General features: G+C 64.1%; 19 protein-coding genes. 9 read left to right on the forward strand and 10 right to left on the reverse strand.

Translation table 11 applies throughout. From position 1 onward, the window contains the following. Nucleotides 1-19: 19 nt before the first annotated feature. Nucleotides 20-682: a dihydroxyacetone kinase subunit DhaL gene (gene dhaL, locus AC0L2H_RS04860; protein WP_473589141.1), complete on the forward strand. Its 663-nt coding sequence runs from the start codon at nucleotides 20-22 to the stop codon at nucleotides 680-682. A 27-nt stretch (nucleotides 683-709) separates the two neighbouring features. Here the strand turns inward: dhaL and AC0L2H_RS04865 are convergent, their stop codons facing one another. The 7 genes from AC0L2H_RS04865 to AC0L2H_RS04895 all read right to left on the reverse strand — a co-directional run bounded on the left by AC0L2H_RS04865 (nucleotide 710) and on the right by AC0L2H_RS04895 (nucleotide 7,418). Then, complete coding sequence (locus tag AC0L2H_RS04865; RefSeq protein ID WP_473589142.1) at nucleotides 710-1,456, reverse strand: FAD-binding oxidoreductase; 747 nt, start codon at nucleotides 1,454-1,456, stop codon at nucleotides 710-712. After that, a complete protein-coding gene (locus tag AC0L2H_RS04870) occupies nucleotides 1,453-2,061 on the reverse strand; it encodes a molybdopterin-dependent oxidoreductase (RefSeq protein WP_473589143.1) in 609 nt (202 codons plus the stop codon). The genes AC0L2H_RS04865 and AC0L2H_RS04870 overlap by 4 nt, the downstream gene beginning before the upstream one ends. Nucleotides 2,062-2,165: 104 nt before the next feature. Further along, nucleotides 2,166-3,689, reverse strand: coding sequence for a DegQ family serine endoprotease (locus AC0L2H_RS04875; RefSeq protein WP_473589144.1), 1,524 nt, complete (start codon nucleotides 3,687-3,689; stop codon nucleotides 2,166-2,168). 296 nt (nucleotides 3,690-3,985) lie between these two features. Further along, a complete protein-coding gene (locus tag AC0L2H_RS04880) occupies nucleotides 3,986-4,519 on the reverse strand; it encodes a dihydrofolate reductase family protein (protein ID WP_473589145.1) in 534 nt (177 codons plus the stop codon). A gap of 98 nt (nucleotides 4,520-4,617) precedes the next feature. Beyond that, nucleotides 4,618-5,337, reverse strand: a complete 720-nt coding sequence (locus AC0L2H_RS04885) for an MBL fold metallo-hydrolase (RefSeq protein WP_473589146.1) — start codon at nucleotides 5,335-5,337, stop codon at nucleotides 4,618-4,620. Between the two features lie 32 nt (nucleotides 5,338-5,369). Continuing rightward, nucleotides 5,370-6,536 carry a diphosphate--fructose-6-phosphate 1-phosphotransferase gene (locus tag AC0L2H_RS04890; protein ID WP_473589147.1) on the reverse strand — a complete coding sequence of 389 codons (1,167 nt, stop codon included), beginning with the start codon at nucleotides 6,534-6,536 and terminating at the stop codon, nucleotides 5,370-5,372. A 117-nt stretch (nucleotides 6,537-6,653) separates the two neighbouring features. Then, nucleotides 6,654-7,418, reverse strand: coding sequence for a L,D-transpeptidase (locus AC0L2H_RS04895; RefSeq protein WP_473589148.1), 765 nt, complete (start codon nucleotides 7,416-7,418; stop codon nucleotides 6,654-6,656). 224 nt (nucleotides 7,419-7,642) lie between these two features. Between AC0L2H_RS04895 and AC0L2H_RS04900 the strand changes: the two genes are divergently transcribed. Further along, complete coding sequence (locus AC0L2H_RS04900; RefSeq protein WP_473589149.1) at nucleotides 7,643-8,266, forward strand: LysE family translocator; 624 nt, start codon at nucleotides 7,643-7,645, stop codon at nucleotides 8,264-8,266. Between the two features lie 83 nt (nucleotides 8,267-8,349). Here the strand turns inward: AC0L2H_RS04900 and AC0L2H_RS04905 are convergent, their stop codons facing one another. After that, the gene (locus AC0L2H_RS04905) at nucleotides 8,350-11,088 is read right to left on the reverse strand and encodes an autotransporter family protein (protein ID WP_473589150.1); all 2,739 of its coding nucleotides are present in this window, start codon (nucleotides 11,086-11,088) and stop codon (nucleotides 8,350-8,352) included. A gap of 419 nt (nucleotides 11,089-11,507) precedes the next feature. Between AC0L2H_RS04905 and AC0L2H_RS04910 the strand changes: the two genes are divergently transcribed. Both AC0L2H_RS04910 and xylB read left to right on the forward strand, forming a co-directional pair. Beyond that, the gene (locus AC0L2H_RS04910) at nucleotides 11,508-12,830 is read left to right on the forward strand and encodes a tetratricopeptide repeat protein (RefSeq protein ID WP_473589151.1); all 1,323 of its coding nucleotides are present in this window, start codon (nucleotides 11,508-11,510) and stop codon (nucleotides 12,828-12,830) included. An 82-nt stretch (nucleotides 12,831-12,912) separates the two neighbouring features. Continuing rightward, nucleotides 12,913-14,367, forward strand: coding sequence for a xylulokinase (gene xylB / locus AC0L2H_RS04915; RefSeq protein ID WP_473589152.1), 1,455 nt, complete (start codon nucleotides 12,913-12,915; stop codon nucleotides 14,365-14,367). Between the two features lie 197 nt (nucleotides 14,368-14,564). Here the strand turns inward: xylB and AC0L2H_RS04920 are convergent, their stop codons facing one another. After that, entirely contained in the window at nucleotides 14,565-14,927 is a 363-nt protein-coding gene (locus tag AC0L2H_RS04920) for a nuclear transport factor 2 family protein (protein WP_473589153.1), read from the reverse strand. Nucleotides 14,928-15,039: 112 nt separating this feature from the next. On the opposite strand from AC0L2H_RS04920, the gene xylA reads away from it, so the two are divergent. Next, complete coding sequence (gene xylA / locus AC0L2H_RS04925) at nucleotides 15,040-16,365, forward strand: xylose isomerase (RefSeq protein WP_473589154.1); 1,326 nt, start codon at nucleotides 15,040-15,042, stop codon at nucleotides 16,363-16,365. Nucleotides 16,366-16,553: 188 nt separating this feature from the next. After that, on the forward strand, nucleotides 16,554-16,763 hold the full coding sequence (locus tag AC0L2H_RS04930; protein ID WP_473589155.1) for a hypothetical protein: 210 nt from the start codon (nucleotides 16,554-16,556) through the stop codon (nucleotides 16,761-16,763). A 90-nt stretch (nucleotides 16,764-16,853) separates the two neighbouring features. Here AC0L2H_RS04930 and AC0L2H_RS04935 read toward each other — a convergent pair whose 3' ends face one another. Continuing rightward, nucleotides 16,854-17,834 carry a GlxA family transcriptional regulator gene (locus AC0L2H_RS04935; protein WP_473589156.1) on the reverse strand — a complete coding sequence of 327 codons (981 nt, stop codon included), beginning with the start codon at nucleotides 17,832-17,834 and terminating at the stop codon, nucleotides 16,854-16,856. Nucleotides 17,835-17,912: 78 nt separating this feature from the next. Between AC0L2H_RS04935 and bcoG the strand changes: the two genes are divergently transcribed. The 3 genes from bcoG to AC0L2H_RS04950 are packed head-to-tail and all read left to right on the forward strand — an operon-like array spanning nucleotide 17,913 to nucleotide 20,582. After that, a complete protein-coding gene (bcoG, locus tag AC0L2H_RS04940) occupies nucleotides 17,913-18,830 on the forward strand; it encodes a 3-dehydrocarnitine:acetyl-CoA trimethylamine transferase BcoG (protein ID WP_473589157.1) in 918 nt (305 codons plus the stop codon). Nucleotides 18,831-18,852: 22 nt separating this feature from the next. Then, a complete protein-coding gene (locus AC0L2H_RS04945; RefSeq protein ID WP_473589158.1) occupies nucleotides 18,853-19,482 on the forward strand; it encodes an HD domain-containing protein in 630 nt (209 codons plus the stop codon). Beyond that, on the forward strand, nucleotides 19,479-20,582 hold the full coding sequence (locus AC0L2H_RS04950) for a carnitine 3-dehydrogenase (RefSeq protein WP_473589159.1): 1,104 nt from the start codon (nucleotides 19,479-19,481) through the stop codon (nucleotides 20,580-20,582). Before AC0L2H_RS04945 ends, AC0L2H_RS04950 begins: the two co-directional genes overlap by 4 nt. Nucleotides 20,583-20,585: the final 3 nt, after the last annotated feature.

Below are 20,585 nucleotides of genomic sequence, written 5' to 3' on the forward strand. Positions count from 1 at the left end.
TGGAATTGGGAGGAACACCATGTCGGACAATGCGGCGCGACGCCTGAGCAGGATGTTCTATCGCATATCCATTGCGATCGAGGCGGGAAAGGACCACCTCTCGGACCTGGACGGCGCCATTGGCGACGCCGACCATGGCATCACCATGTCGCTCGGCTTCATGGCGGTGAATGCCGAACTGGCCAAGCTCAACCTCGACGACACGCTGCCGTCGGAGGTTTTCGCGGTCGCCGCGTCAGCCTTCCTCGATGCCGTCGGCGCGTCGACGGGGCCGCTCTATGCGACCGCGTTCCGCAGGGCGGCGCAAGCGCTCAAAAAGGATGAATGCCTGTCACCCGCCGACCAGGCGACCATCGTCGAGGCGATGACGACCGGCATCAAGGAGCGCGGCAAGGGCCAGCGCGGCGACAAGACGATGCTCGATGCCTGGGTCCCCGCGACGGAAGCGGCGGTCAACGCGCGTGCCCGCGCTGCCGGAGGCCCGGAAATGTGGAACGCCATATTGGAGGCCGCCGAAGCCGGGGCGAATTCGACACGGTCGATGGTCGCCGCGCGCGGCAGGGCGGCCAGGCTGGGAGAACGATCGCTTGGCCACATGGATCCGGGCGCGGCCTCGGCCGTCATCATCCTGCGGGCGATGAAGGAGACCTTTGCCGAGGGCGAGCAGGCAAGCTCCCGGTAAAGACCTGCGGTAGCGCTTCCATCGTCCTCAAACGCCGTAGCGTTCGGTGCGGATGAGGCCTGCCGGAACGCCGGCATCGATCAACGCCTGGGCGGCAGCGGACACGAAGGCGTTCGAACCGCAGACGAAGACCAGCCCCGGCGGTTCGGGCAACCGCTCCATCGTTTGCGCCATCATCTGGACGTCGACCCGCCGTGCATGATCCTGTGGACGCCGGGCTGGCTCGCGCGTCAGCGTCAGCACCAGATCGAAGCCATCCTGGCGGTCGTTGAGGCCGATCAGCTCGTCGCGAAAGATGACCTCATCCCAGACCCGCGCGGAAAATACCAGCGCCGCAGGCACCAATGATCTGCGCGCGGCGCGATGGCGGATCATCGCCATCAGCGGCACCACGCCCGACCCGCCACCGACCAGGAGGAGCGGCCCGCCGTCGCTGTCGGACCAGACGAAGTGCCCGCCCAGCGGTCCGCGCAACTCGACCTCGTCGCCGACCGCCGCCACCTCGTGGAAGAACGGCGAGACTTCACCGTCGTCGAGCCTTTCGATCGCCAGCTCGATCGTCTCGCCGGCTTCCGGCGCCGAGGCGATGGAGTAGGAACGGCGCGCCTGATAACCGTCCGGCGCCGTCAGCCTGACGTCGACATGCTGCCCGGCGCGATAGGCGAAGGGCCGCGATGGCTGCAGGAAAAAGCTGGCGACGCGCGGCGTGCGCTTTTCGATACGGGTGATGGTGACTGTCTGCCAGGGCGACTGTGTCGCCGCTGCCTCGCTCATGGGTCGCCCGTGTAGCGCTGCTCGCGCCACGGGTCGCCATAGATGTGGTAGCCGCGCAATTCCCAGAAGCCGGGTTCGTCGCGCCCGGTGAACTGCAGCCCGTTCACCCATTTGGCCGATTTCCAGAAATAGAGATGCGGAACCAGCAGCCGCGCCGGGCCGCCATGGTCCGCCGTGATCGGCTTGCCTTCGTAAAGCAGCGCCACCATCGCCTTGCCGGCTGTGAGGTCCTTGGTCGGTACATTGGTTGTATAGCCGTCGAAGGACAGCGCCAGCGTGAATGCGGTCGGCGGTTCGATGCCGGCATCGGCTAGAATGTCGTCGACCAGCACGCCCTGCCAGGCCGTGTCGAACTTGGTCCAGGCAGTGACACAATGGATGTCGCGGGTCATCTTGCTCATGGGCAAGGCGTTGAATTCAGCCCAGTTCCACTTCTTGATCGGCCGTGGTCCGTGTTTCAGCGTGAACGACCACTCCTCGGTGCGCACACGCGGCGTCGGCCCGGCCGACAGGACCGGGAACCCTTGCTCGAGATACTGCCCGGGCGGGATGCGTGCGTCGGTATCTGTGGGGGGCTTTCGCCCGGAGAAGCCGCGGGTGACCATCGAGACAATCCATGTGCGCAGGTTGAAATCAACCTGCGCCAGTCTTCTCGAAGATGCTCTGACGGGCAACCGAAATCTTGGCCGTGACCCTGCGGCAATGCGCTTCAGCCCGCAGCGAAAGGAACGGCAACGAATATCTGCGCGTCGCCGCGATCGACAAGCAGCAGCACGGATTTCTTGCCTGACCTGCCGGCCTGCGCGATCGCCTGGTTTGCCTGCCTGGCGCTTTTCACCGGGGTCTGGTCTATGCCGACGATCACGTCGCCCGGCTGGATGCCCGCGGCCGAGGCTGCCTTGTCCGGATTGACGCGCTCGACCAATGCGCCGCGCTGGTTGGTTGCCAGGTTCAACTCCTCGCGAACATCAGGTGTGACGTCGGTCAGGCCCAGGCCGAGCGAACTCACGCGCAAGGCCTGCTCAGGCGTCTTGCCGCCATGGTCATCGGCCGAGGCAGTCTTCACATCATCGCTATTGCGCCCGACATCGACGGAAATCTCGACGCTCTTGCCCTTACGCCAGACGTCGAGTTCTTCCTTGGCGCCGGGCGAAACGTCCGCGACGGCACGCGACAGATCCTTGGGATCCTTTATGTCGTGACCGGCGAAGCTGGTAACGACGTCGCCGGTCTCGATTCCCGCCTTGGCGGCAGGTGATCCGTCATTGACCTGCGAGACCAGCGCACCGCCGGGATGATCGAGCCCGACCGCGCTCGCCACATCCGGCGTCACCGGCTGGATCTGGACGCCGAGATAGCCGTACTCAATGGAGCCGCCCTTCATCAGCTTGGCGACGACCTTTTCAGCCTGGTCGGACGGGATGGCGAAGCCGACGCCGACACTGCCGCCATTCGGCGAATAGATCGCGGTGTTGATGCCGACGACATTGCCGGCGACATCGACCAGCGGACCGCCGGAATTGCCGTGGTTGATCGGTGCGTCGATCTGGATGAAATCGTCAAACGGGCCACTGTTGAGGTCGCGTCCGCGCGCCGAGACGATGCCTGACGTGACCGTGGTGCCGATGCCGAATGGATTGCCTATCGCCAGCACCTGGTCGCCCGTCATCAGTTTGTCGGAATCACCCCATTTCACGGTTGGCAAAGGCTTGTCGGCCTTGATCTTGAGGACGGCGAGGTCGTTCTTGGCGTCGCGGCCGACCAGCTTGGCGGGAAGTTCGGTGCCGTCATCGAGCGTCACCTTGATCGAGGTGGCGCCGTCGATCACGTGGTTGTTGGTGACGATGGTGCCATCCGAGTCGACGATGAAGCCGGAGCCGAGCGCCTCGGCGCGCTGCGCCTGCTGTGGCGGCGTCCTGGGGACAGGTATCCCCTGATCCCCGAAGAACTGGCGGAAGTATTCATCGAAGGGCGATCTGCCGTCGAAAGGAGAACCGTCGCTCATCGTCTCCGGCTGCGCCTTCATGACCGTGGTAACGGTCACCACCGCCGGCTTGTCAGCGGCCACGATAGGGGCGAACGAGCCGTTGGGAGCCGTTATCCCGGCGACAGGTGTCTGGGTTGTCGGCACTGTATTGCTCGCGCTTTGGGCGAAGGAGATGACGAAGGGAGATATGATCAGCGCAGCGCCCAGCAAGGCTGCGACGCGATGTCTGCGAAGAATGTCTGACATGGTCGTTTGTCCGGACGAGAATTGATCTGGCGCCGCGGCCGGTTCTCCAGGAATCGTCGTCGGCGTGTCGATGGTCGGGATTGCCTGTCTCGCCGTGCATGGCAGCCGGCCCGCGTCGACAACCCACCATCTAGGGCTCGGATCTGCCTGAATTAGGGTTTCAGGGCGACCTTACGAAGATTTAATATCCGGAAAGCGCTAATGGGTGAAAGTCTGACACTTCGTACCGGGTGGAAACAAGAACCGACCAATGCGGACCCGACGGGTCGGCGCAGCCCGTCCGGAGCGTTGTGCAATCAAGCAGGAACGTACGTTAACCTAATCGCGTCCTCGCCGACCAAATCGCTGGCCACAAGGCGGAGCGGCGGCCGGGGCCCGGCGAAGAATGGCTTGCCGCGACCAAGCACGACTGGGTGGAAGTAGAGTCTATACTCATCGACAAGACCAAGGTCGGTAAGGCTTCGCGCCAGGTCTGGTCCGGAAACTGCAATCTCCCCGACGAGCCGGGCCTTGAGGCCACGGACCACCGCCTCGATGTCATCCTCGACAAGAGTGGCGTTGGGGCCGACCGACTTCAACGAGCGCGACACGACCCACTTCGGTTGGCGCCGCCACGCCGCCGCGAACTCGTGCCGCTCCGCACTCCACTCAGGACGGTCTTCGTCCCAATAGCGCATGGCCTCGTACATGCGGCGACCGTACACACTGCCGGTCAGGTGGCGCACGTGCTCTATCCAGTGACGAAAGAGCGCGGGACCTGGCGGCGGTAATTCCTGGTGGTCGACATAGCCGTCCAGGGACTGGTTCATTCCGAAGACGATCTTCGCCATGCCGCAAAATCTCCCCCTGTTCTTCAGAATGGCATGAGCCACCGTTACGCTGAAACGAGGTTACCTACGCGTCCGTACCAAGCGTCAGGTTTTCACCACTAGAGATCGTCCGTTCGCCTGAGATAGGCCGACGCCAGCTCGCGCATCCGCTTGCCGTCGAAGCTCGGCCCGTGGCCGCCATGGCCGATGCGGACAGGCAGGTCGAGCAGCCGTTGCATCGTCCGGCGGTAGGCGGCGCGGTCGGAATCCGGCAGGTCGTCGATCAGCATGGCGTCGTAGATGGCGTCGCCAGCAAAGAACAGGCCGTCCGTCTCATCGAACAGGGCGATCGAATCGGGAGAATGGCCGGGCAGATGCAGCACGCGGAATTGCCGATCGCCGAGATCGACCACATCGCCCTCGTCGAGGGTGCGTGTCAGCGGCGCCGGCGGAATTCTGTAATCGGCTGCTTTCCAGCCCGGCTCCGGCAATTTCGAGACGGCGCCTTCGAGGTCATGGAACATGTAGGCGTAGGTGACGGCCGGATCCATGGTTTCGAACGCCGCGGCACTCATCCTCGGTCCTGCCCGCATCGGGAATTCGTGCAGCGAGCCGACATGGTCGAGATGGATATGGGTGGCGACGACGATGAGCGGCTTGCCATCAGGCGTGTCGATCCGTGGCGCCAGCGGCCTGATTCCCATGCCGGTGTCGACAAGCAGGTCGGCATCGCGGCCACTGAAATGCCAAATATTGGCGCGCACGAAATAATGCACGAACGGCTCGCTGAGCATCGTCGTATCGGCGTCGACTTGCGTCTTGCTGAACCAGTCATCCATCAAGAAAGATCCGGCATCAGAAAAAGCCGGCATCAGACGAACGGCTTCCCGACCTTGTACTTTTCCGGGACCAGCCGTCTGAGATAGGCCATGCCCGCATCCGAAAGCTGGTTGACGTCAGGCTTCATGAAATCGTCCGGCATGTGGCGCGTCTTGCCGGCGACATTCTTCAACGGCACTTTCTTCAGCACGGTTTTCTTGCCGTCATATTGCAGCGCCACCGAGCCACCGCCCTCTTCCGCCACCTTGACGGCGAAAGCGCCGGCGTCGAAGGCTTCCTGCGCGTCGACCGCACTGATGGCGCCGACATAGCCGCGCGGCATGTAGCCGAGCGCGTCGACGCGCGCCCGCTTGCCCGGCAATCCCTCGGCCAGCGCACGCTCGAGCGCTGCCGGCAGGTCGCTGCCCGAAAGCTTGACGTTGCCATGCGCGTCGCGCTCCAGTTTCTCCGGCGGCACCAGGCTTTCGACCAGCGCCTTGCCGTCGGCGGTGCTGACGCCTTCGGAGACGGCGACGATGCAGCGCTTGTGGCGGTCGAGCGTGGCGCGCACGTCGTCGATGAAGGCGGCGGCCGAGAATGGGCGCTCCGGCACATAGACGAGATGCGGGCCGCTGTCGGGGTCGAGCTGCCAGGCAGCCGCCGCCGCGGTGAGAAAGCCGGCATGCCTGCCCATGACGATGCCGACATAGATGCCGGGCAGCGCGCGGAAATCGAGATCGACGGAGAGAAAGGCGCCGGCGACGAACTCGGCCGCGGAGATGAAGCCGGGCGTGTGATCGTTCTCCTCGAGATCGTTGTCGATGGTTTTCGGCGCATGCACGAAGGCCATCTTGCCGCCGGCCGCATCGGTCAGGATCTGCTGCGTGCCCGAGGTGTCGTTGCCGCCGATATAGATGAAGGCGTCGGCGCCGGCCTTCTTCAGGCCGTTGAGGATGATTTCGCAATAGGCGGCGTCCGGCTTGTCGCGCGTCGAGCCGAGGGCAGCGCTCGGCGTCGCCGCGATCAGCCGCAACCGGTCTTCGGGAATGGAGGAGAGATCGGCATAGTTGCCGTCGCGAATGCCGCGCACGCCGTGGATCGAGCCCAGGACCTTGGCGCCGGGATGCCGCTTGCGGATCTCGAGCGCGGCGCCAACCATGGTCTGGTTGATGACGGCGGTCGGGCCGCCGCCCTGCGCGATCACAAACGTTCCTGACATTCTTCGTTTCTCCCGATCGATGGTCTCGCAGGCACATTCGCCTGTCTTGCTGGATCATGCAACGGGGCGGGATCACGCAACGGGGAGAACCGATCGGCCGCAGCGGCGGCCGCAGGATCAGACGACGACGACCGGGTTCTTCTTCGATACGCGGCTGTAGAGGTCGATGATGTCCTGGTTGATCAGGCGCACGCAGCCCGACGACATCGCCTGGCCGATGCTCCACCATTCCGGCGAGCCGTGGATGCGGTAGCCGGTGTCGCGGCCGTCCTGGTAGATGTAGAGCGCACGCGCGCCGAGCGGATTTTCGAGGCCGCCGGGCTGGCCGCCCTGCCACTTCACCAGTTCCGGCTTGCGGGCGATCATTTCCGGCGGCGGGGTCCAGACCGGCCATTCCTTGCCGTACTGGATGTTGGCGCGGCCGGACCAGCGGAAGCCGTCCTTGCCGATACCGACGCCATAGCGGATGGCGTCACCGCCGGGCTGCACCAGATAGAGCTTCCGCTCCTCCAGATGGACGACGATGGTGCCGGGCGCCTCGCCAGTCGGATCGACGACGATCTGGCGGCGGAATTCCGGCTTGACCTTGAGATACGGCACTTTCGGCACGTTGAAGCCGCCGTCGGTGAGCGCGGCATACATGACGTCCGGGCTGGTGATGTTCTTGTCGACGCTGATGCTCGGGCGCACGGGCCGGATGGAACCGGTGGCCGTGTCGTCGAGCTGGAGCGACGGCAGATCCAGCGTCTGGCTGCAGCCGGCGACGCCGAGCAGCGCCATGGCGCCGGCGCCGGTCAACACCGAGCGACGGGAAAGCTGAATTTCAGTTTCGATTGCGTCGCCGTTGTGCGGCGGCATCAGACTTTGCGGCAACTCACGCATCTACCCAAACCCTACGCTATCGGCGGGAAGCACGGTCCGGCCGGATAGCAGGCATTTTCACCAATCATGGTTGAAAAAGCGTGAAGAGTCGCCGGCCTTACCCCTGATTTGCTGTCGCAGCTCCGGACATGCCGAACCGGCAGGCGGCAGTTTTTCGACATTGCCTCTTTACATCCTCACGCGCCCAAGGATTTATCCTTTTCTTTGCGCTCAAGGAGACAAACATGTCCTTCGAAAACTGGGCCGCGTTTGCCGCCGCCTCAGCCATCCTTCTCGTCATTCCGGGCCCGACCATCCTTCTGGTCGTGTCTTATGCGCTTGGCCAGGGCTGGCGCACCGCGCTGCCGATGGCGGTCGGCGTGGCGCTCGGCGACTTCACCGCGATGACCCTGTCGATGCTGGGCATCGGCGCGCTGCTGGCGGCCTCGGCCACCGTGTTCACGGTGCTGAAGGTGATCGGCGCCTTCTATCTGATCTATCTCGGCATCAAGCTGTTTCGCGCCGGCGGCGCGCTCCGGGCCGAACCGCGCACCGACGCGGTGTCCTCGGCCAAGATGATGGCGCATGCCTGGCTGGTCACCGCGCTCAATCCGAAGAGCATTACCTTCTTCGTCGCCTTCCTGCCGCAGTTCCTCGACCGGCATGCCGACTTCTGGACGCAGATGCTGATCTTCGAGGCGACTTTCCTGGCGCTCGCCTTCGCCAACGCCTTCGGCTACGCGCTGGTCGCGGCAAGGGCGCGCAACGTGGTGCGTAATCCCCGGGCGATCCGCATCTTCAACCGAACCGGCGGCACACTGCTGGTCGGCGCCGGCATCGCCACGATGGCGATGCGCTCCGGGAACTAAGCTGGGCAATCGCAATAGATTCTTGCGAAGAGGACCCCTACCCCTAACTACAAGGGGCAGGGGTTAGGGGTGGGCGTACTGCCTCACCATTTGACACTGAAGCCGAGATTGCCCTCGAGGATGCGCCGCTTGTCGCCGCCGAGATTGGTGGTGTAGTCGCCGGTGGCGAAGATGCTGACCTTGTCCGTCACCTTGGCGACGAGACCGCCGCCAAACTCGAACGACGTCGAGTCGCCCTCGGTCGAGATATCCGTGCCGTCGAAGTCGACGCGGTCGGTGCCGCCGAAATCGTGCCACAGATTGGCCTTGAGGTAAGGCTGCAGCGCCATGCCGTTCATGACGGTCTCGCCTTGCAGCCGCAGCCCCAGCCGGCCTGTGACGCTGTCGTCGAGGTCGAACGACACCGATGAGAAACTGTCCTCGGTGCCGTCGAGCGACAAATGCTGCCAGACCAGTTGCGCCTGCGGTTCGAGCGTCCAGCCCTCGGCCAGCGCAAACGGGTAGCCGCCTTCGAGCGAAGCGGTGATGCCGGTTCCATCGACATCGATGCCGATGTCGCGGGAGGAATTCGCCGTGCCGCCGAAAAACGTTCCCATCACGACGCCGTCCAGATACCAGCCGCTCGAACCGATATGGGTCCAGTAGCCGCCGAGGCTGGTGCCGTCGAGGTCGATCCCGCCGACCGACAGATTGTTCCATCCAAGCGCCTGGCCGCGCACGTCGCCATTCATGCGGCCATAGGCGATGAACAGTCCGGCGCGGTTGATGCCTGAAGCGCTTTCCCAGCCGAATGCATCGAAGCCGGCCTGCAGGCCAAACACGGTGCCGTCGAAGGACGGCGCGACGGTGCCCGACCAGGCCATCTCGGCATCCTGTCCGAAGATGCGGCCCCAGACCGGCGACAGTTCGGTGTTCGACAGCAGGCTCTGCTCGCCGCGCCGCTCGTGGAAGGTGCCGAGCGTCGCCATAGCCAGATGCTCGGCAACCGGTGGCACGGCCGAATAGACCGGCACCTCGATGCGATAGAGCTGGATCTCGGCTGCCTCCACCGGCGTGGCTCCCGGTGTTGGCGGGGCCGGCTGCACCGGCGGCGGGCCAGGCAGCGTCGGCACCGGGAGAACCGGCACATCCACCGGCACTGGCGGCGGTGGCGGCGGCGGTTCCGCCGGCGGGCTTGGCGGTGCCGGAGGCGGCCCCTCGGGCTCCGGATCAGCGACCTCAACCGGCGGCGTCGGATCGACGGGCGGATTGTTGATGTCGCCCTCGGTCGGCGGCGGCGTCGGCGGCAATTCCGACTGCGGCGGTGGCGGCGCGGTCTCCGGCGGCACCGGTGGCGGCGGCTCGGTCGGTTCGAGCGGCGGCGGCGCGGGCGCGGGCGGGGCCGGCGTCGTCAGTGTCGAGCGCAGATACCAGTTCTCCTCGCTGCCGGCGCTGACGCCGCCTTTGAACAGATAATATTCGAAGGCGCCGGCCGCGACCGGCGCATCGAGCGCAAAGGTGGTGGCGCCCGAGGTGGCGCCGTCGATCGCTTGGACGACCATGATGCCGTCCTGCGTGGTCGAAGCGCCCGCCCCGCCGAAATTGATCACGGAAATTCCGGTCGAGCCGGACGCCGTTCCGCCCGACAGGATCAGCCTGTCCGAAGCGGAGCTGTCGTCGCCAAGCTCGGTCTGGATGAGCAGCAGACCGCCCAGTCCGACATAATTGCCGGAAATCGTCAGGCTGTCGGCAGCACCTGCGGGGCCATTGGTCAGGTCTATGCGGCCGGCATTGGTCACCGAAGCCAATTGGCCCGATGTGAAGGCCTGGATCGAGGCATTGAAGCCGCCGCCGAACAAGGTGCTCGACGCGTCAACATCAAGTGAACCTGTGCCCGTGCCGCTGTCGCCAAGCACCAGATTGCCGTCCAGCGTCAGTTCGGTGTCGTTGGTGGCCTCGATGGTTTCCCAGTTCTGGACCCGGTCGATGCCGTCCAGCGCGACATTGTCGAAGACCAGCGCATCGGTGCCGAGACCGCCGTTCAGCGCATTGGTGCCGCCGAGATTGGCATTGGTCAGATTGCTCAGTCCCGCAGTGTCGTTGTCGCCGCCGAGGTCGACAGAACCATAGATGATGCCGCCATTGTTCCAGACGAAATTGTCGGTGCCGAAACTCATCAGCACATCGCCGCCGACCGAGCCGCCGGTCACCGTCACGCTGTCGGTGCCGCCGCTGACGCTGATGTTGCCGCCGATCGTGCCGTTGGAGAGGATGATCGTATCGTTGCCAAAGCCGGTGACGAGGTTGCGGTCGACGGTGCCGCCGGACATGTCGAAGAAATTGTCGTCGAGCTTCATGTTGACGCGGCCGATACGGCCGCCGGTCATCACCGCATGGTCGCCATCGTCGAAGAAATCGACGATGCGGCCGTCCGACATGGTGAAGGTGTCAAGGCCGTCACCCTGGTTGAGCGAGCCGATCTGGCCGCCGCTCATGTTGAAATCGTCGATGCCCGAGCCCTGCTGGACATTGCCGGCAACGGTGCCGGCGCCGATGGTGAAGAAATCGGTGCCGTCACCCTGGTCGACAGCGCCGGTGATGGTGCCGGACTGCATGTCGATGCGGTCGGTGCCGGCGCCAAAGGTGACGCTGCCGCTCACCTGCCCGGTGCCGCCGGCGGGGAAGGTCAGCGTGTTGTCACCATCAGTGTCGGTAAGGCTGCCGCCGGAATCGCCGCTGTCGCAGATGAAAGAGCTGTTTCCGGCGGATGGGACCAGCACGCAGGCGGCGAAGGCCGCGGAATTCGGCAGCAATGCAAACGACGTTGTAGCAAGCAGGTACATTAGCCAATGATTAAATACCTGGGGTTTCCGCCGTGCCGAAGCAACGCTTTTGTCAGCGCTGCGCGCGCAGCCATCAGGCCGTTCGATTTCATGGTGCCGCATCGCGTGACTCCCCGAATTCGCGATTCAAGCCTCCACCCCTGCCGCAATGAAGCCATAATTCGTTCGGCTTTACAAAGCCTAATCTCCGCCACATGGTTGATAAACTGCAAAGGATACTCGAATAGACCTTGCGCGATGCAAGGATGGCACAGTTGTGGCCCATGCTCTATGATTGCGTTGGGCCTAAGGCGCGCGGCGTTTGAACGAACCTATGTGATGCGCTTTACTTCCCTGTTTTGTGAATCTCGTTATCCCAAGCCGTTGCGTACTTTTGCGCGACAAGCATTAAAGTCCGAAAGGCAACCAAAGAGCATCGCATGGCAGTCAGGGACACATTCGGCCTGACCTTTTCGGGCGCGACAGAAGCCGGGTTCTCGCCCTACAGCCAGGCTGTCCGTGAGTTGCAATGCTTCATCGGCGACCCGATCGGCTCTGTCGATCGCGCGATCGCGGCAAATCCTGATTTCGTCATGGCGCATGTGTTCAAGGGCTATTTGTTTGGCCTCGCTACCGAGCGCGAGGCGACGACGGTGGCCAGGACCTGCCATGAGGCCGCTCAGCCGCTTGCCGCAACGACGCGCGAACAGGCGCATGTCGCTGCACTTGGCCATCTCGCATGGGGACGCTGGCACGAGGCATCGCGTATCCTCGAGGACATCGCCATCGATACCCCGCTCGACCTGGTGGCGCTGTTGACCGGGCACCAGGTAGACTTCTTCACCGGCAATTCGCGCATGCTGCGCGACCGCATCGGCCGCGCGCTACCCTCCTGGCAAAGCGGGATGCCGGGCTACCATGCCGTGCTGGGGATGCAGGCCTTTGGGCTTGAGGAGACGGGCGACTACGCGCGGGCCGAAAAGCTTGGCCGCACCGCGGTCGAGATCGAGCCGCGCGACGGCTGGGCCCAGCATGCCGTCGCCCATGTCATGGAAATGCAGAGCCGGCAAAAGGATGGCATTGCCTGGATGCGCGCCAATCCCGAGGCGTGGACGCGGGAAAGTTTCCTCAAGGTGCACAATTGGTGGCATCTGGCGCTGTTCCACTACGATCTCGGCGAGACCGACGAAGTGCTGGCGCTTTATGATGGGCCAATCTATGGCGACGGATCGCCGCTGGCACTCAACATGGTTGATGCCTCGGCGATCCTGTGGCGGCTCTACCTCGGCGGCATTGATGTCGGCGACCGCTGGGCGGCACTCGCCGCCAACTGGCACAAGGCCGGCGGCGGCAACTATGCCTTCAACGATGCGCACGCCATGATGGCGTTCGTCGGCGCCGGTCTCGACACGCGGGCAGCCAGCTTGCTCGAATTGCAGCGCGAGGCGATGCGCGGCGATGACGACAATGTGGCTTTCACGCGGGATGTCGGCCATCCCCTGACGCTCGCCATCAAGGCGTTCGGCGACGGCAACTACGCCGAGGCTGTGCGCCTGATCCGGCCGATCCGGGCGATCGCCAACCGTTTCGGCGGCAGCCACGCGCAGCGCGACGTCATCGATCTGACGCTGATGGAGGCGGCGCTGCGCTCCGGCGATGGGGCGCTGGCAAGAGCCTTGACCGCGGAACGCGCGCTGGCGCGGCCCGACAGTCCGCTGTCGGCGCTGTTTTCGCGACGCGCGGCCGATTTGTCCGAGAATTGACCCGCGACCGATCTTGCCTTAAAAACTGGTCAAGCCAGATTTTTTCGAGACGCGAAAAAATTAATGGCAGTGGGAGGAAATCATGTATCTCGGGCTCGATCTGGGCACGTCGGGCGTCAAGGCGCTGTTGATCGATGCCGGACAGACCATCGTCGCTTCCGGCCATGGTACGCTCGAAGTGTCTCGGCCGCATCCCGGCTGGTCCGAGCAGAACCCCGGTGACTGGATCCGCGCCTGCGAAGACGCGATCGCCGAGCTGAAGGCTTCCCACCCAAAACAGCTTGCGGCGGTGAAAGGCATCGGCCTTTCCGGCCAGATGCATGGCGCCACCTTGCTCGATGCCGGCGATAAGGTGCTCCGCCCCTGCATCCTGTGGAACGATACGCGCAGCCACATAGAAGCGGCCGCGCTTGACGCCGATCCGCGCTTTCGCAAGCTGACCGGCAACATCGTTTTTCCAGGCTTCACCGCACCGAAGCTCGCTTGGGTGAAGAACAACGAGCCAGGCGTTTTCGCCAAGGTGGCGAAGGTGCTGCTGCCGAAGGATTTCCTGCGGCTCTGGCTTACCGGTGAGCATATTTCGGAAATGTCGGATTCGGCCGGCACCTCCTGGCTCGATGTCGGCAAGCGGCGCTGGTCGGTCGAGCTGCTTGCAGCAACATCGCTCGACGAGGACAAGATGCCGTCGCTGGTCGAGGGCACGGCCAAAGCCGGCGCCTTGCGCGGCGAACTGGCCTCGAAATGGGGGATGCAGGCCGGCATCCCGATCGCCGGCGGTGCCGGCGACAATGCGGCCTCGGCCTGCGGCATGGGAACGGTGGGCGAAGGCCATGCCTTCGTCTCGCTCGGCACGTCGGGGGTGCTGTTTGCCGCCAACGCCGCCTACCTGCCAAACCCGGCAAGCGCGGTGCATACGTTCTGCCACGCACTGCCCAACACCTGGCATCAGATGGGCGTCATCCTGTCAGCGACCGATTCGCTGAACTGGCTGTCCGAGATATCAGGGAAAGGCGCCGGCAACCTGACCGCCGAACTCGGCGAGACGCTGAAGGCGCCGAGCGGCGTCACCTTCCTGCCTTATCTCTCGGGCGAGCGCACGCCGCACAATGATTCCGCCATTCGCGGCTCGTTCACGGGACTGGCGCACGAATCCAGCCGCGCGGTGCTGACGCAGGCGGTGCTCGAAGGCGTCGCCTTCGCCTTCCGCGACAGTCTGGAAGCGCTGGCCAAGGCCGGTACGACCTTGACGCGGGTGACGGCGATCGGCGGCGGCTCCCGTTCTCGCTACTGGCTGAAGGCGATCGCCACCGCGCTTGGCCTGCCTGTCGATATTCCCGCCGACGGCGATTTCGGCGCCGCCTTCGGTGCGGCCCGGCTTGGCTTGATCGCGGCGACGGGTGCTGATCCGCTTAATGTCTGCACCGCGCCCGATACCGATGCCACGATCGAACCGGACGCGGCGCTCGGTGGCGCCTATGCGGACGCCTACCAGCGCTACCGGGCGCTTTATCCGGCGATAAAGGGTGTCACGGCGTGAGCAGGTGCGAGGCACCCCCCTCTGCCCTGCCGGGCATCTCCCCCGCAAGGGGGGAGATCAGCAGCTTTGACGGCGGTGCCAGTCTTGCAAGTTCGATGATTAGCGAAGCCCGAAAAGCCAGCCAATCTCCCCCCTTGCGGGGGAGATGGCCGGCAGGCCACAGGGGGGTGCCTCGCTCCCATCCTAACAACAAAGCCTCACTGCGCCGGGACCTTGTCGAGAAAGCCGGTGATGCTTTTCAGGCGGCCGTTCTCGATGACGCCGATGTCGGTTCCCTCGATCACGGACTCAGTGCCCTCGGGCCCGAGATTCCAGGAGAAGCGGATCGTGTCGGCAAAGCCGTCCGGCTGGCCTTTCAGCGAGAAGCGGAAGCCGGCAAAGCGCTGCTGCACGCCGTCGATCAGGGCTGCGACGCCTTCATGGCCGTCGCCCTGCATGATCGGATCGCGATAGCTGACATCCTCGGTGAAGGTCGCCTCGAGCACGGCCTGGCGGCGGGCGGCGTCGCTTTCGTTCCAGGCGGTGATGTAGTTTTGGGCGATGGTGTTGAGGTCGGTCATGGTCTGTCTCCTTCGTTGAGTGGCTTTGACACGACCTTTTTCACCCCAGGGAAGAACGAAACCAATTACGCCTGAGGTAATCGGGCAGAACTGTCTCGGAGAGGACAAAATCATGAGCAGCGGCTTTTTTGGCGATATCGGCAAGATCAAATACGAGGGGCCGGATTCGACCAATCCGCTGGCCTACCGGTTCTACAATCCGGACGAGGTCGTCGCCGGCAAGCGGCTGGAGGACCATCTGCGCTTTGCGGTCGCCTACTGGCACTCCTTCGCCTGGCAAGGCGGCGATCCCTTCGGCGGCCAGACCTTCGATCGTCCGTGGTTCGCCAAGGCCGGCGGCGTCGACACGATGGAATTGGCCAAGCTCAAGGCGGATGTCGCCTTCGAGATGTTTTCGCTGCTCGGCGCGCCCTATTTCTGCTTCCACGACGCCGATGTGCGACCGGAAGGCAAGGATTTTTCCGAAAGTGCCGCACGCCTCGACGAAATCGCCGACTATTTTGCCGGAAAGATGAAGCAGACCGGCGTCAAGCTGCTGTGGGGCACGGCGAACATGTTCTCCAACCGCCGCTTCATGTCGGGCGCGGCGACCAATCCCGATCCGGATGTGTTCGCCTATGCGGCGGCGACGGTGAAAAGCTGCATCGACGTCACCAAGCGGCTGAAGGGCGAGAATTATGTGCTGTGGGGCGGGCGCGAAGGCTATGAGACGCTGCTCAACACCGACTTGGCCCGCGAGCAGGAGCAGGCTGGCCGCTTCCTCAACCTAGTCGTCGACTACAAGCACCGGATCGGCTTCAAGGGCACCATCCTGATCGAGCCGAAGCCGCAGGAGCCGACCAAGCATCAGTACGATTATGATGTCGCGACGGTCTATGGCTTCCTCAAGCGCTTCGGGCTGGAGAAGGAGGTCAAGCTCAACATCGAGCAGGGCCATGCGATCCTGGCCGGCCATTCCTTCGAGCACGAACTGGCGCTGGCCAATGCACTCGGCGTCTTCGGTTCGATCGACATGAACCGCAACGACTATCAGTCGGGCTGGGACACCGACCAGTTCCCCAACAATGTGCCGGAAATGGCGCTAGCCTACTATCAGGTGCTGCTGGCGGGCGGCTTCAAGACCGGCGGCACCAATTTCGACGCCAAACTGAGACGCCAGTCGCTCGACCCGCAGGATTTGCTGATCGGTCACATTGGCGGCATGGACGCCTGCGCGCGCGGGCTCAAGGCCGCCGTCCGCATGGTCGAGGACAAGGCGCTATCGGGACCGCTGGCCGAGCGCTATGCCGGCTGGAACAGCGCGGAAGCCAAGGCGATGCTGGCGGGCAAGCGCACGCTGGAGGAGATCGCCGAGCGCGTCGTCAAGAAGAAGATCGAGCCGCAGCCCCGGTCCGGACGCCAGGAACTGCTCGAGAACATCGTCAATCGCTACGTCTGAGACACGGCGCCAGCAGATTTTCTGACCGACCCTGTTGCCGTGAAACGGCTTTGCGTGAGGGCGAAACCAACGACAAGGTTTTGCCCCGCGCCGCCCCTCAATCACCTTTCTCTTGCCTTCAAACAGCCGTCACGAACCTCGTATAAAGTGGCTCATGGCGGGAATCAGGAAGAAGGAGGCGACCCGATATGCAGCATGAACGCGAAATCGACGCCCTGCTCTCATCTGGCGAGGCCGGATCCATCATCGACCGGCTGATGGCGCTGCCGCATCCCAAGGAAGGTGCGCGCGGCAAAAACGAATGGGATCGCGCGGTCGCCAGCCGCTTCGAGACCCATCTGGCGAGACAGATGCGCTCGCAGATCGACGGCGCAGGCGGCCGCCAGAACGCCGCGTAAGCTCACCAAGCGCGTCGCGTCCAAACTTTCACGCGACGCTTTCCAATCATGTCCGTGCATGCCGCTGCTGCCCAATTGCTTTGGGTGGCACTACGCTCGCCGAAGCCTGACTGGCGCTTCGCCGAAAGCTCTTGAAAACGCTCTGGAAAATGCGGCGGCGGACGAGAACCCCGTCCGCCCGGCAATGTCGGCCATGGCCACACGCGTGTCGACCACCAGCCGGCGGGCCGCGCCGAGCCGCAGCCTGAGATAGTAAGCGCCCGGCGTCTCGCCAATCGACTTGCGAAAGATGCTTTCCAGCGTCCGTGCCGTGACCCCGGCGCGCTTGGCCACCGCGGCGATGGTCAGCGGCTGGTCCACATGCGCTTCCATCAGCCGGATCGCCTGCGCCAGCCTCGGATCATAGCCGTCGAGGCGCCCGAGCGAGACCAGCGGCTGGGCGTCGGTGGCGGCGCGTGCCTGATCGTAGATGAAGACGCTCGCCACATCGAGCGCCACTGCCATGCCGAGCCGGGTGCGGATCAGATGCAGCATCAGGTCGAAGGTCGGCGAGGCGCCGCCGGAGGTGAAGACCGGCCCGTCGATGACATAGCGGTCGGGGCGCACGTCGACACCGGGAAAGGCGGCGGAAAAATCCTCCATGTCCTCCCAATGGGTTGTGGCGCTACGCCCTTCCAGCAAGCCGGCGCGTGCTACCAGCCAGGTGCCGGCCTCGACGCCGCCGCAGGCGCGCGCTGCGCGCGCGGCGCGGCGCAGGCCGGCAAGCAGCGCCGATGTCGCGTAGTTCTGCGTGCCGAAACCGGCGACCACGACAAGCACGTCGGTTGGTTCGGCCGCATCGAAGCGGCCGCTGACCGCCACCGGCAGGCCGCAGGTGGTGATCGGCGCCTCGCCGGTAACCGAGACCAGTTTGAAATCGAAAAGGATCTCGCCGGCGATGCGGTTGGCGGCGCGCAACGGGTCTATGGCCGAGGCCACGCACATGATCGACGAGCCTGAGAATACCAGCAGCGTCACCTTGAGCGGCGAGCGCTCGGCGCGAAAGATATCAAGTTTTTCGCTTTTGATCATATGGCCTTCGTAAAACGCAAAACAGTTTCCGGCAAGTCGGGCATTGTTATGGTCTGTCTCGATTGGGAGGAAATTTTCATGCCGCTCGCGATGAACCGTGAGGTTTTCATTACCTGTGCCGTGACCGGGTCCGGCGGCTCGCAGGACCGCAGCCCACATGTGCCGCGTTCGCCCAAGCAGATCGCCGATTCCGCCATCGATGCGGCAAAGGCCGGTGCGGCGATCGTCCACTGCCATGTGCGCGATCCCGAGACCGGCAAACCCAGGCGCGACGTGCATCTCTACCGAGAAGTGACCGAGCGCATCCGCGCGGCCGATGTTGACGTGGTGCTGAACCTGACCGCCGGCATGGGTGGCGACATGGTGTTCGGCTCGCCGGAAGCGCCGCTGCCCCTGAATGAAAAGGGCACGGATATGGGCGGCGCCACCAATCGCGTGGAACATGTGCGCCAGTGCCTGCCGGAAATCTGCACGCTGGATTGCGGCACGATGAATTTCGCCGAGGCCGACTATGTCATGACCAACACGCCCGGCATGCTGCGCGCCATGGGCGGCATGATGACGGCGCTCGGCGTCAAGCCGGAGATCGAGGCCTTCGACACCGGGCATCTGTGGTTCGCCAAACAATTGGTCGAGGAACAGGTGCTTAAGCCGGACGCATTGGTGCAGCTCTGCATGGGCGTGCCATGGGGGGCGCCGGACGATCTCAACACTTTCATGGCCATGGTCAACAATGTGCCGTCGGACTGGAACTGGTCGGCCTTTGCCATCGGCCGCAACCAGATGGCCTATGCAGCCGCCGCGGTGCTGGCCGGCGGCAACGTCCGCGTCGGGCTGGAAGACAATCTCTGGCTCGACAAGGGCGTGCTGGCGACCAATGCCCAGTTGGTCGAACGTGCGGCCAGTATCGTCACCAATCTCGGCGCCAGGATCCTCGGACCGGAGGAAGTGCGCCAGAAGCTGAACCTGACCAAGCGCGCGCCGATAGCGGCATAAATTATTCGCCGGGGAGGTCCAAATGGCTACCGTCAAATTCACCGCGATGAAGGATGGCGACAAGGACGACTACGAATTCCTGACCGCCCATGAAATCGACTATGCCGCAAAGACCGGCGAGCGGCTGCTCGACGCGCTGGTGCAGCTCGACGAGGGCCTGTCCGGCTACAAGATCACGCGGCTCGGCCATTCGCTGCAGGCGGCCACCCGCGCCTGGCGCGACGGCGCCGACACCGACTGGATCGCCTGCGCGCTGCTGCACGACATCGGCGACATCTACGCGCCCTACAATCACGACGAATATGCAGCCACCATCCTGAAACCCTTCGTGCGCGAGCAATGCACCTGGGTGGTGGAGAAGCATGGCGACTTCCAGCGCCTCTATTATGCCCACCATCTCGGCGGCAATCCGCATGCCCGCGACCGCTTCGCCGGGCACGCCTATTTCGACGATTGCGACCAGTTCTGCGAGCGTTGGGACCAGTCGAGCTTCGACCCGGATTACGAGACGCTGCCGATCGACTTCTTCCGGCCCTTCGTGCTCGAAGTGTTCGCGCGCAAAGCTTATGACCCGGCCGTGATCCGCGCCGGCGAGCGCGTGCCTCTCGTCGATCCAACAATTGCCAGGACAAGAACCGGAGCTTCCGCATGAGCGTCATCAACAAGGCAGCCGCCATCGGCGGCGGTGTCATCGGCGCCGGCTGGGTGGCGCGTCTGCTGCTCAACGGTATCGACGTGTCGATCTTCGATCCCGATCCCGAGGCGTCACGCAAGGTCGGCGAAGTGATGAAGGGCGCGCGCCGCGCCTACAAGCAGATGCTGCCCGGTGGCCTGCCGAAGGAGGGCAAACTGACCTTCGCCAAGACGATCGCCGAGGCGGTCGCCGAGGCCGACTTCATCCAGGAAAGCGTGCCCGAAAGACTGGACCTCAAGCACCGCGTGCTGGCCGAGATCGACCTCTATGCGCCGGCCAACGCCATCGTCGGCTCGTCGACCTCCGGCATCAAGCCGACCGACATGCAGGTGGCGATGAAGAAGCATCCGGAGCGGCTGGTGGTCGGCCATCCGTTCAACCCGGTCTATCTCCTGCCGCTGGTCGAGATCGTCGGCGGCGAGCAGACCTTTCCGGAGGCGATCGAGGTCGCCAAGGAAATCTATGCCTCGATCGGCATGAAGCCTGTCGTCATCCGCAAGGAGATCGAGGCCTTCGTCGGCGACCGCCTGCTGGAAGCGGCATGGCGCGAGGCGCTATGGCTGATCAAGGACGGAATCTGCACCGTCGAGGAACTCGACGATATCATGCGCTACGGTTTCGGCCTGCGCTGGGCGCAGATGGGCATGTTCCAGGTCTATCGCGTCGCCGGCGGCGAGGCCGGCATGCGCCACTTCATGGCGCAGTTCGGACCCTGCCTGAAATGGCCGTGGACCAAGCTGATGGACGTGCCGGAATTCAACGACGAACTGGTCGACCTGATCGCCACCCAGTCGGACGACCAGGCGCATGGCCTATCGATCCGCGAGCTGGAAAAGATCCGCGACGACAATCTGGTCGCGATCATGGAGGCGCTGTCGAAGCAGAACAAGGGCAAGGGCTGGGGCGCCGGCGCGCTGCACAAGGACTATACCAAGCAATTGGCCAAACTGGCGGCGAAGAAGCCCATGGCCTCCAAGGCGGCAGAGAAGGCCAAGGCGACCAAGCCGGTGAAGAAGGCCGAAAAGCCGAAGAAAAAGACCGGCAAGAGGAAAGGCTGAGAC

Source organism: Mesorhizobium sp. WSM4871, from assembly GCF_055811295.1.

Coding starts and splice junctions, on each gene's coding strand:
- dhaL (WP_473589141.1), top strand. CDS start 20: ATGTCGGACAATGCGGCGCGACGCCTGAGCAGGATGTTCTATCGCATA.
- AC0L2H_RS04930 (WP_473589155.1), top strand. CDS start 16,554: ATGCAGCATGAACGCGAAATCGACGCCCTGCTCTCATCTGGCGAGGCC.
- AC0L2H_RS04905 (WP_473589150.1), bottom strand. CDS start 11,088: ATGTACCTGCTTGCTACAACGTCGTTTGCATTGCTGCCGAATTCCGCG.
- AC0L2H_RS04945 (WP_473589158.1), top strand. CDS start 18,853: ATGGCTACCGTCAAATTCACCGCGATGAAGGATGGCGACAAGGACGAC.
- AC0L2H_RS04935 (WP_473589156.1), bottom strand. CDS start 17,834: ATGATCAAAAGCGAAAAACTTGATATCTTTCGCGCCGAGCGCTCGCCG.
- AC0L2H_RS04870 (WP_473589143.1), bottom strand. CDS start 2,061: ATGGTCACCCGCGGCTTCTCCGGGCGAAAGCCCCCCACAGATACCGAC.
- AC0L2H_RS04865 (WP_473589142.1), bottom strand. CDS start 1,456: ATGAGCGAGGCAGCGGCGACACAGTCGCCCTGGCAGACAGTCACCATC.
- AC0L2H_RS04880 (WP_473589145.1), bottom strand. CDS start 4,519: ATGGCGAAGATCGTCTTCGGAATGAACCAGTCCCTGGACGGCTATGTC.
- AC0L2H_RS04895 (WP_473589148.1), bottom strand. CDS start 7,418: ATGCGTGAGTTGCCGCAAAGTCTGATGCCGCCGCACAACGGCGACGCA.
- xylA (WP_473589154.1), top strand. CDS start 15,040: ATGAGCAGCGGCTTTTTTGGCGATATCGGCAAGATCAAATACGAGGGG.
- AC0L2H_RS04910 (WP_473589151.1), top strand. CDS start 11,508: ATGGCAGTCAGGGACACATTCGGCCTGACCTTTTCGGGCGCGACAGAA.
- AC0L2H_RS04950 (WP_473589159.1), top strand. CDS start 19,479: ATGAGCGTCATCAACAAGGCAGCCGCCATCGGCGGCGGTGTCATCGGC.
- AC0L2H_RS04885 (WP_473589146.1), bottom strand. CDS start 5,337: ATGGATGACTGGTTCAGCAAGACGCAAGTCGACGCCGATACGACGATG.
- AC0L2H_RS04890 (WP_473589147.1), bottom strand. CDS start 6,536: ATGTCAGGAACGTTTGTGATCGCGCAGGGCGGCGGCCCGACCGCCGTC.
- bcoG (WP_473589157.1), top strand. CDS start 17,913: ATGCCGCTCGCGATGAACCGTGAGGTTTTCATTACCTGTGCCGTGACC.
- AC0L2H_RS04875 (WP_473589144.1), bottom strand. CDS start 3,689: ATGTCAGACATTCTTCGCAGACATCGCGTCGCAGCCTTGCTGGGCGCT.
- xylB (WP_473589152.1), top strand. CDS start 12,913: ATGTATCTCGGGCTCGATCTGGGCACGTCGGGCGTCAAGGCGCTGTTG.
- AC0L2H_RS04920 (WP_473589153.1), bottom strand. CDS start 14,927: ATGACCGACCTCAACACCATCGCCCAAAACTACATCACCGCCTGGAAC.
- AC0L2H_RS04900 (WP_473589149.1), top strand. CDS start 7,643: ATGTCCTTCGAAAACTGGGCCGCGTTTGCCGCCGCCTCAGCCATCCTT.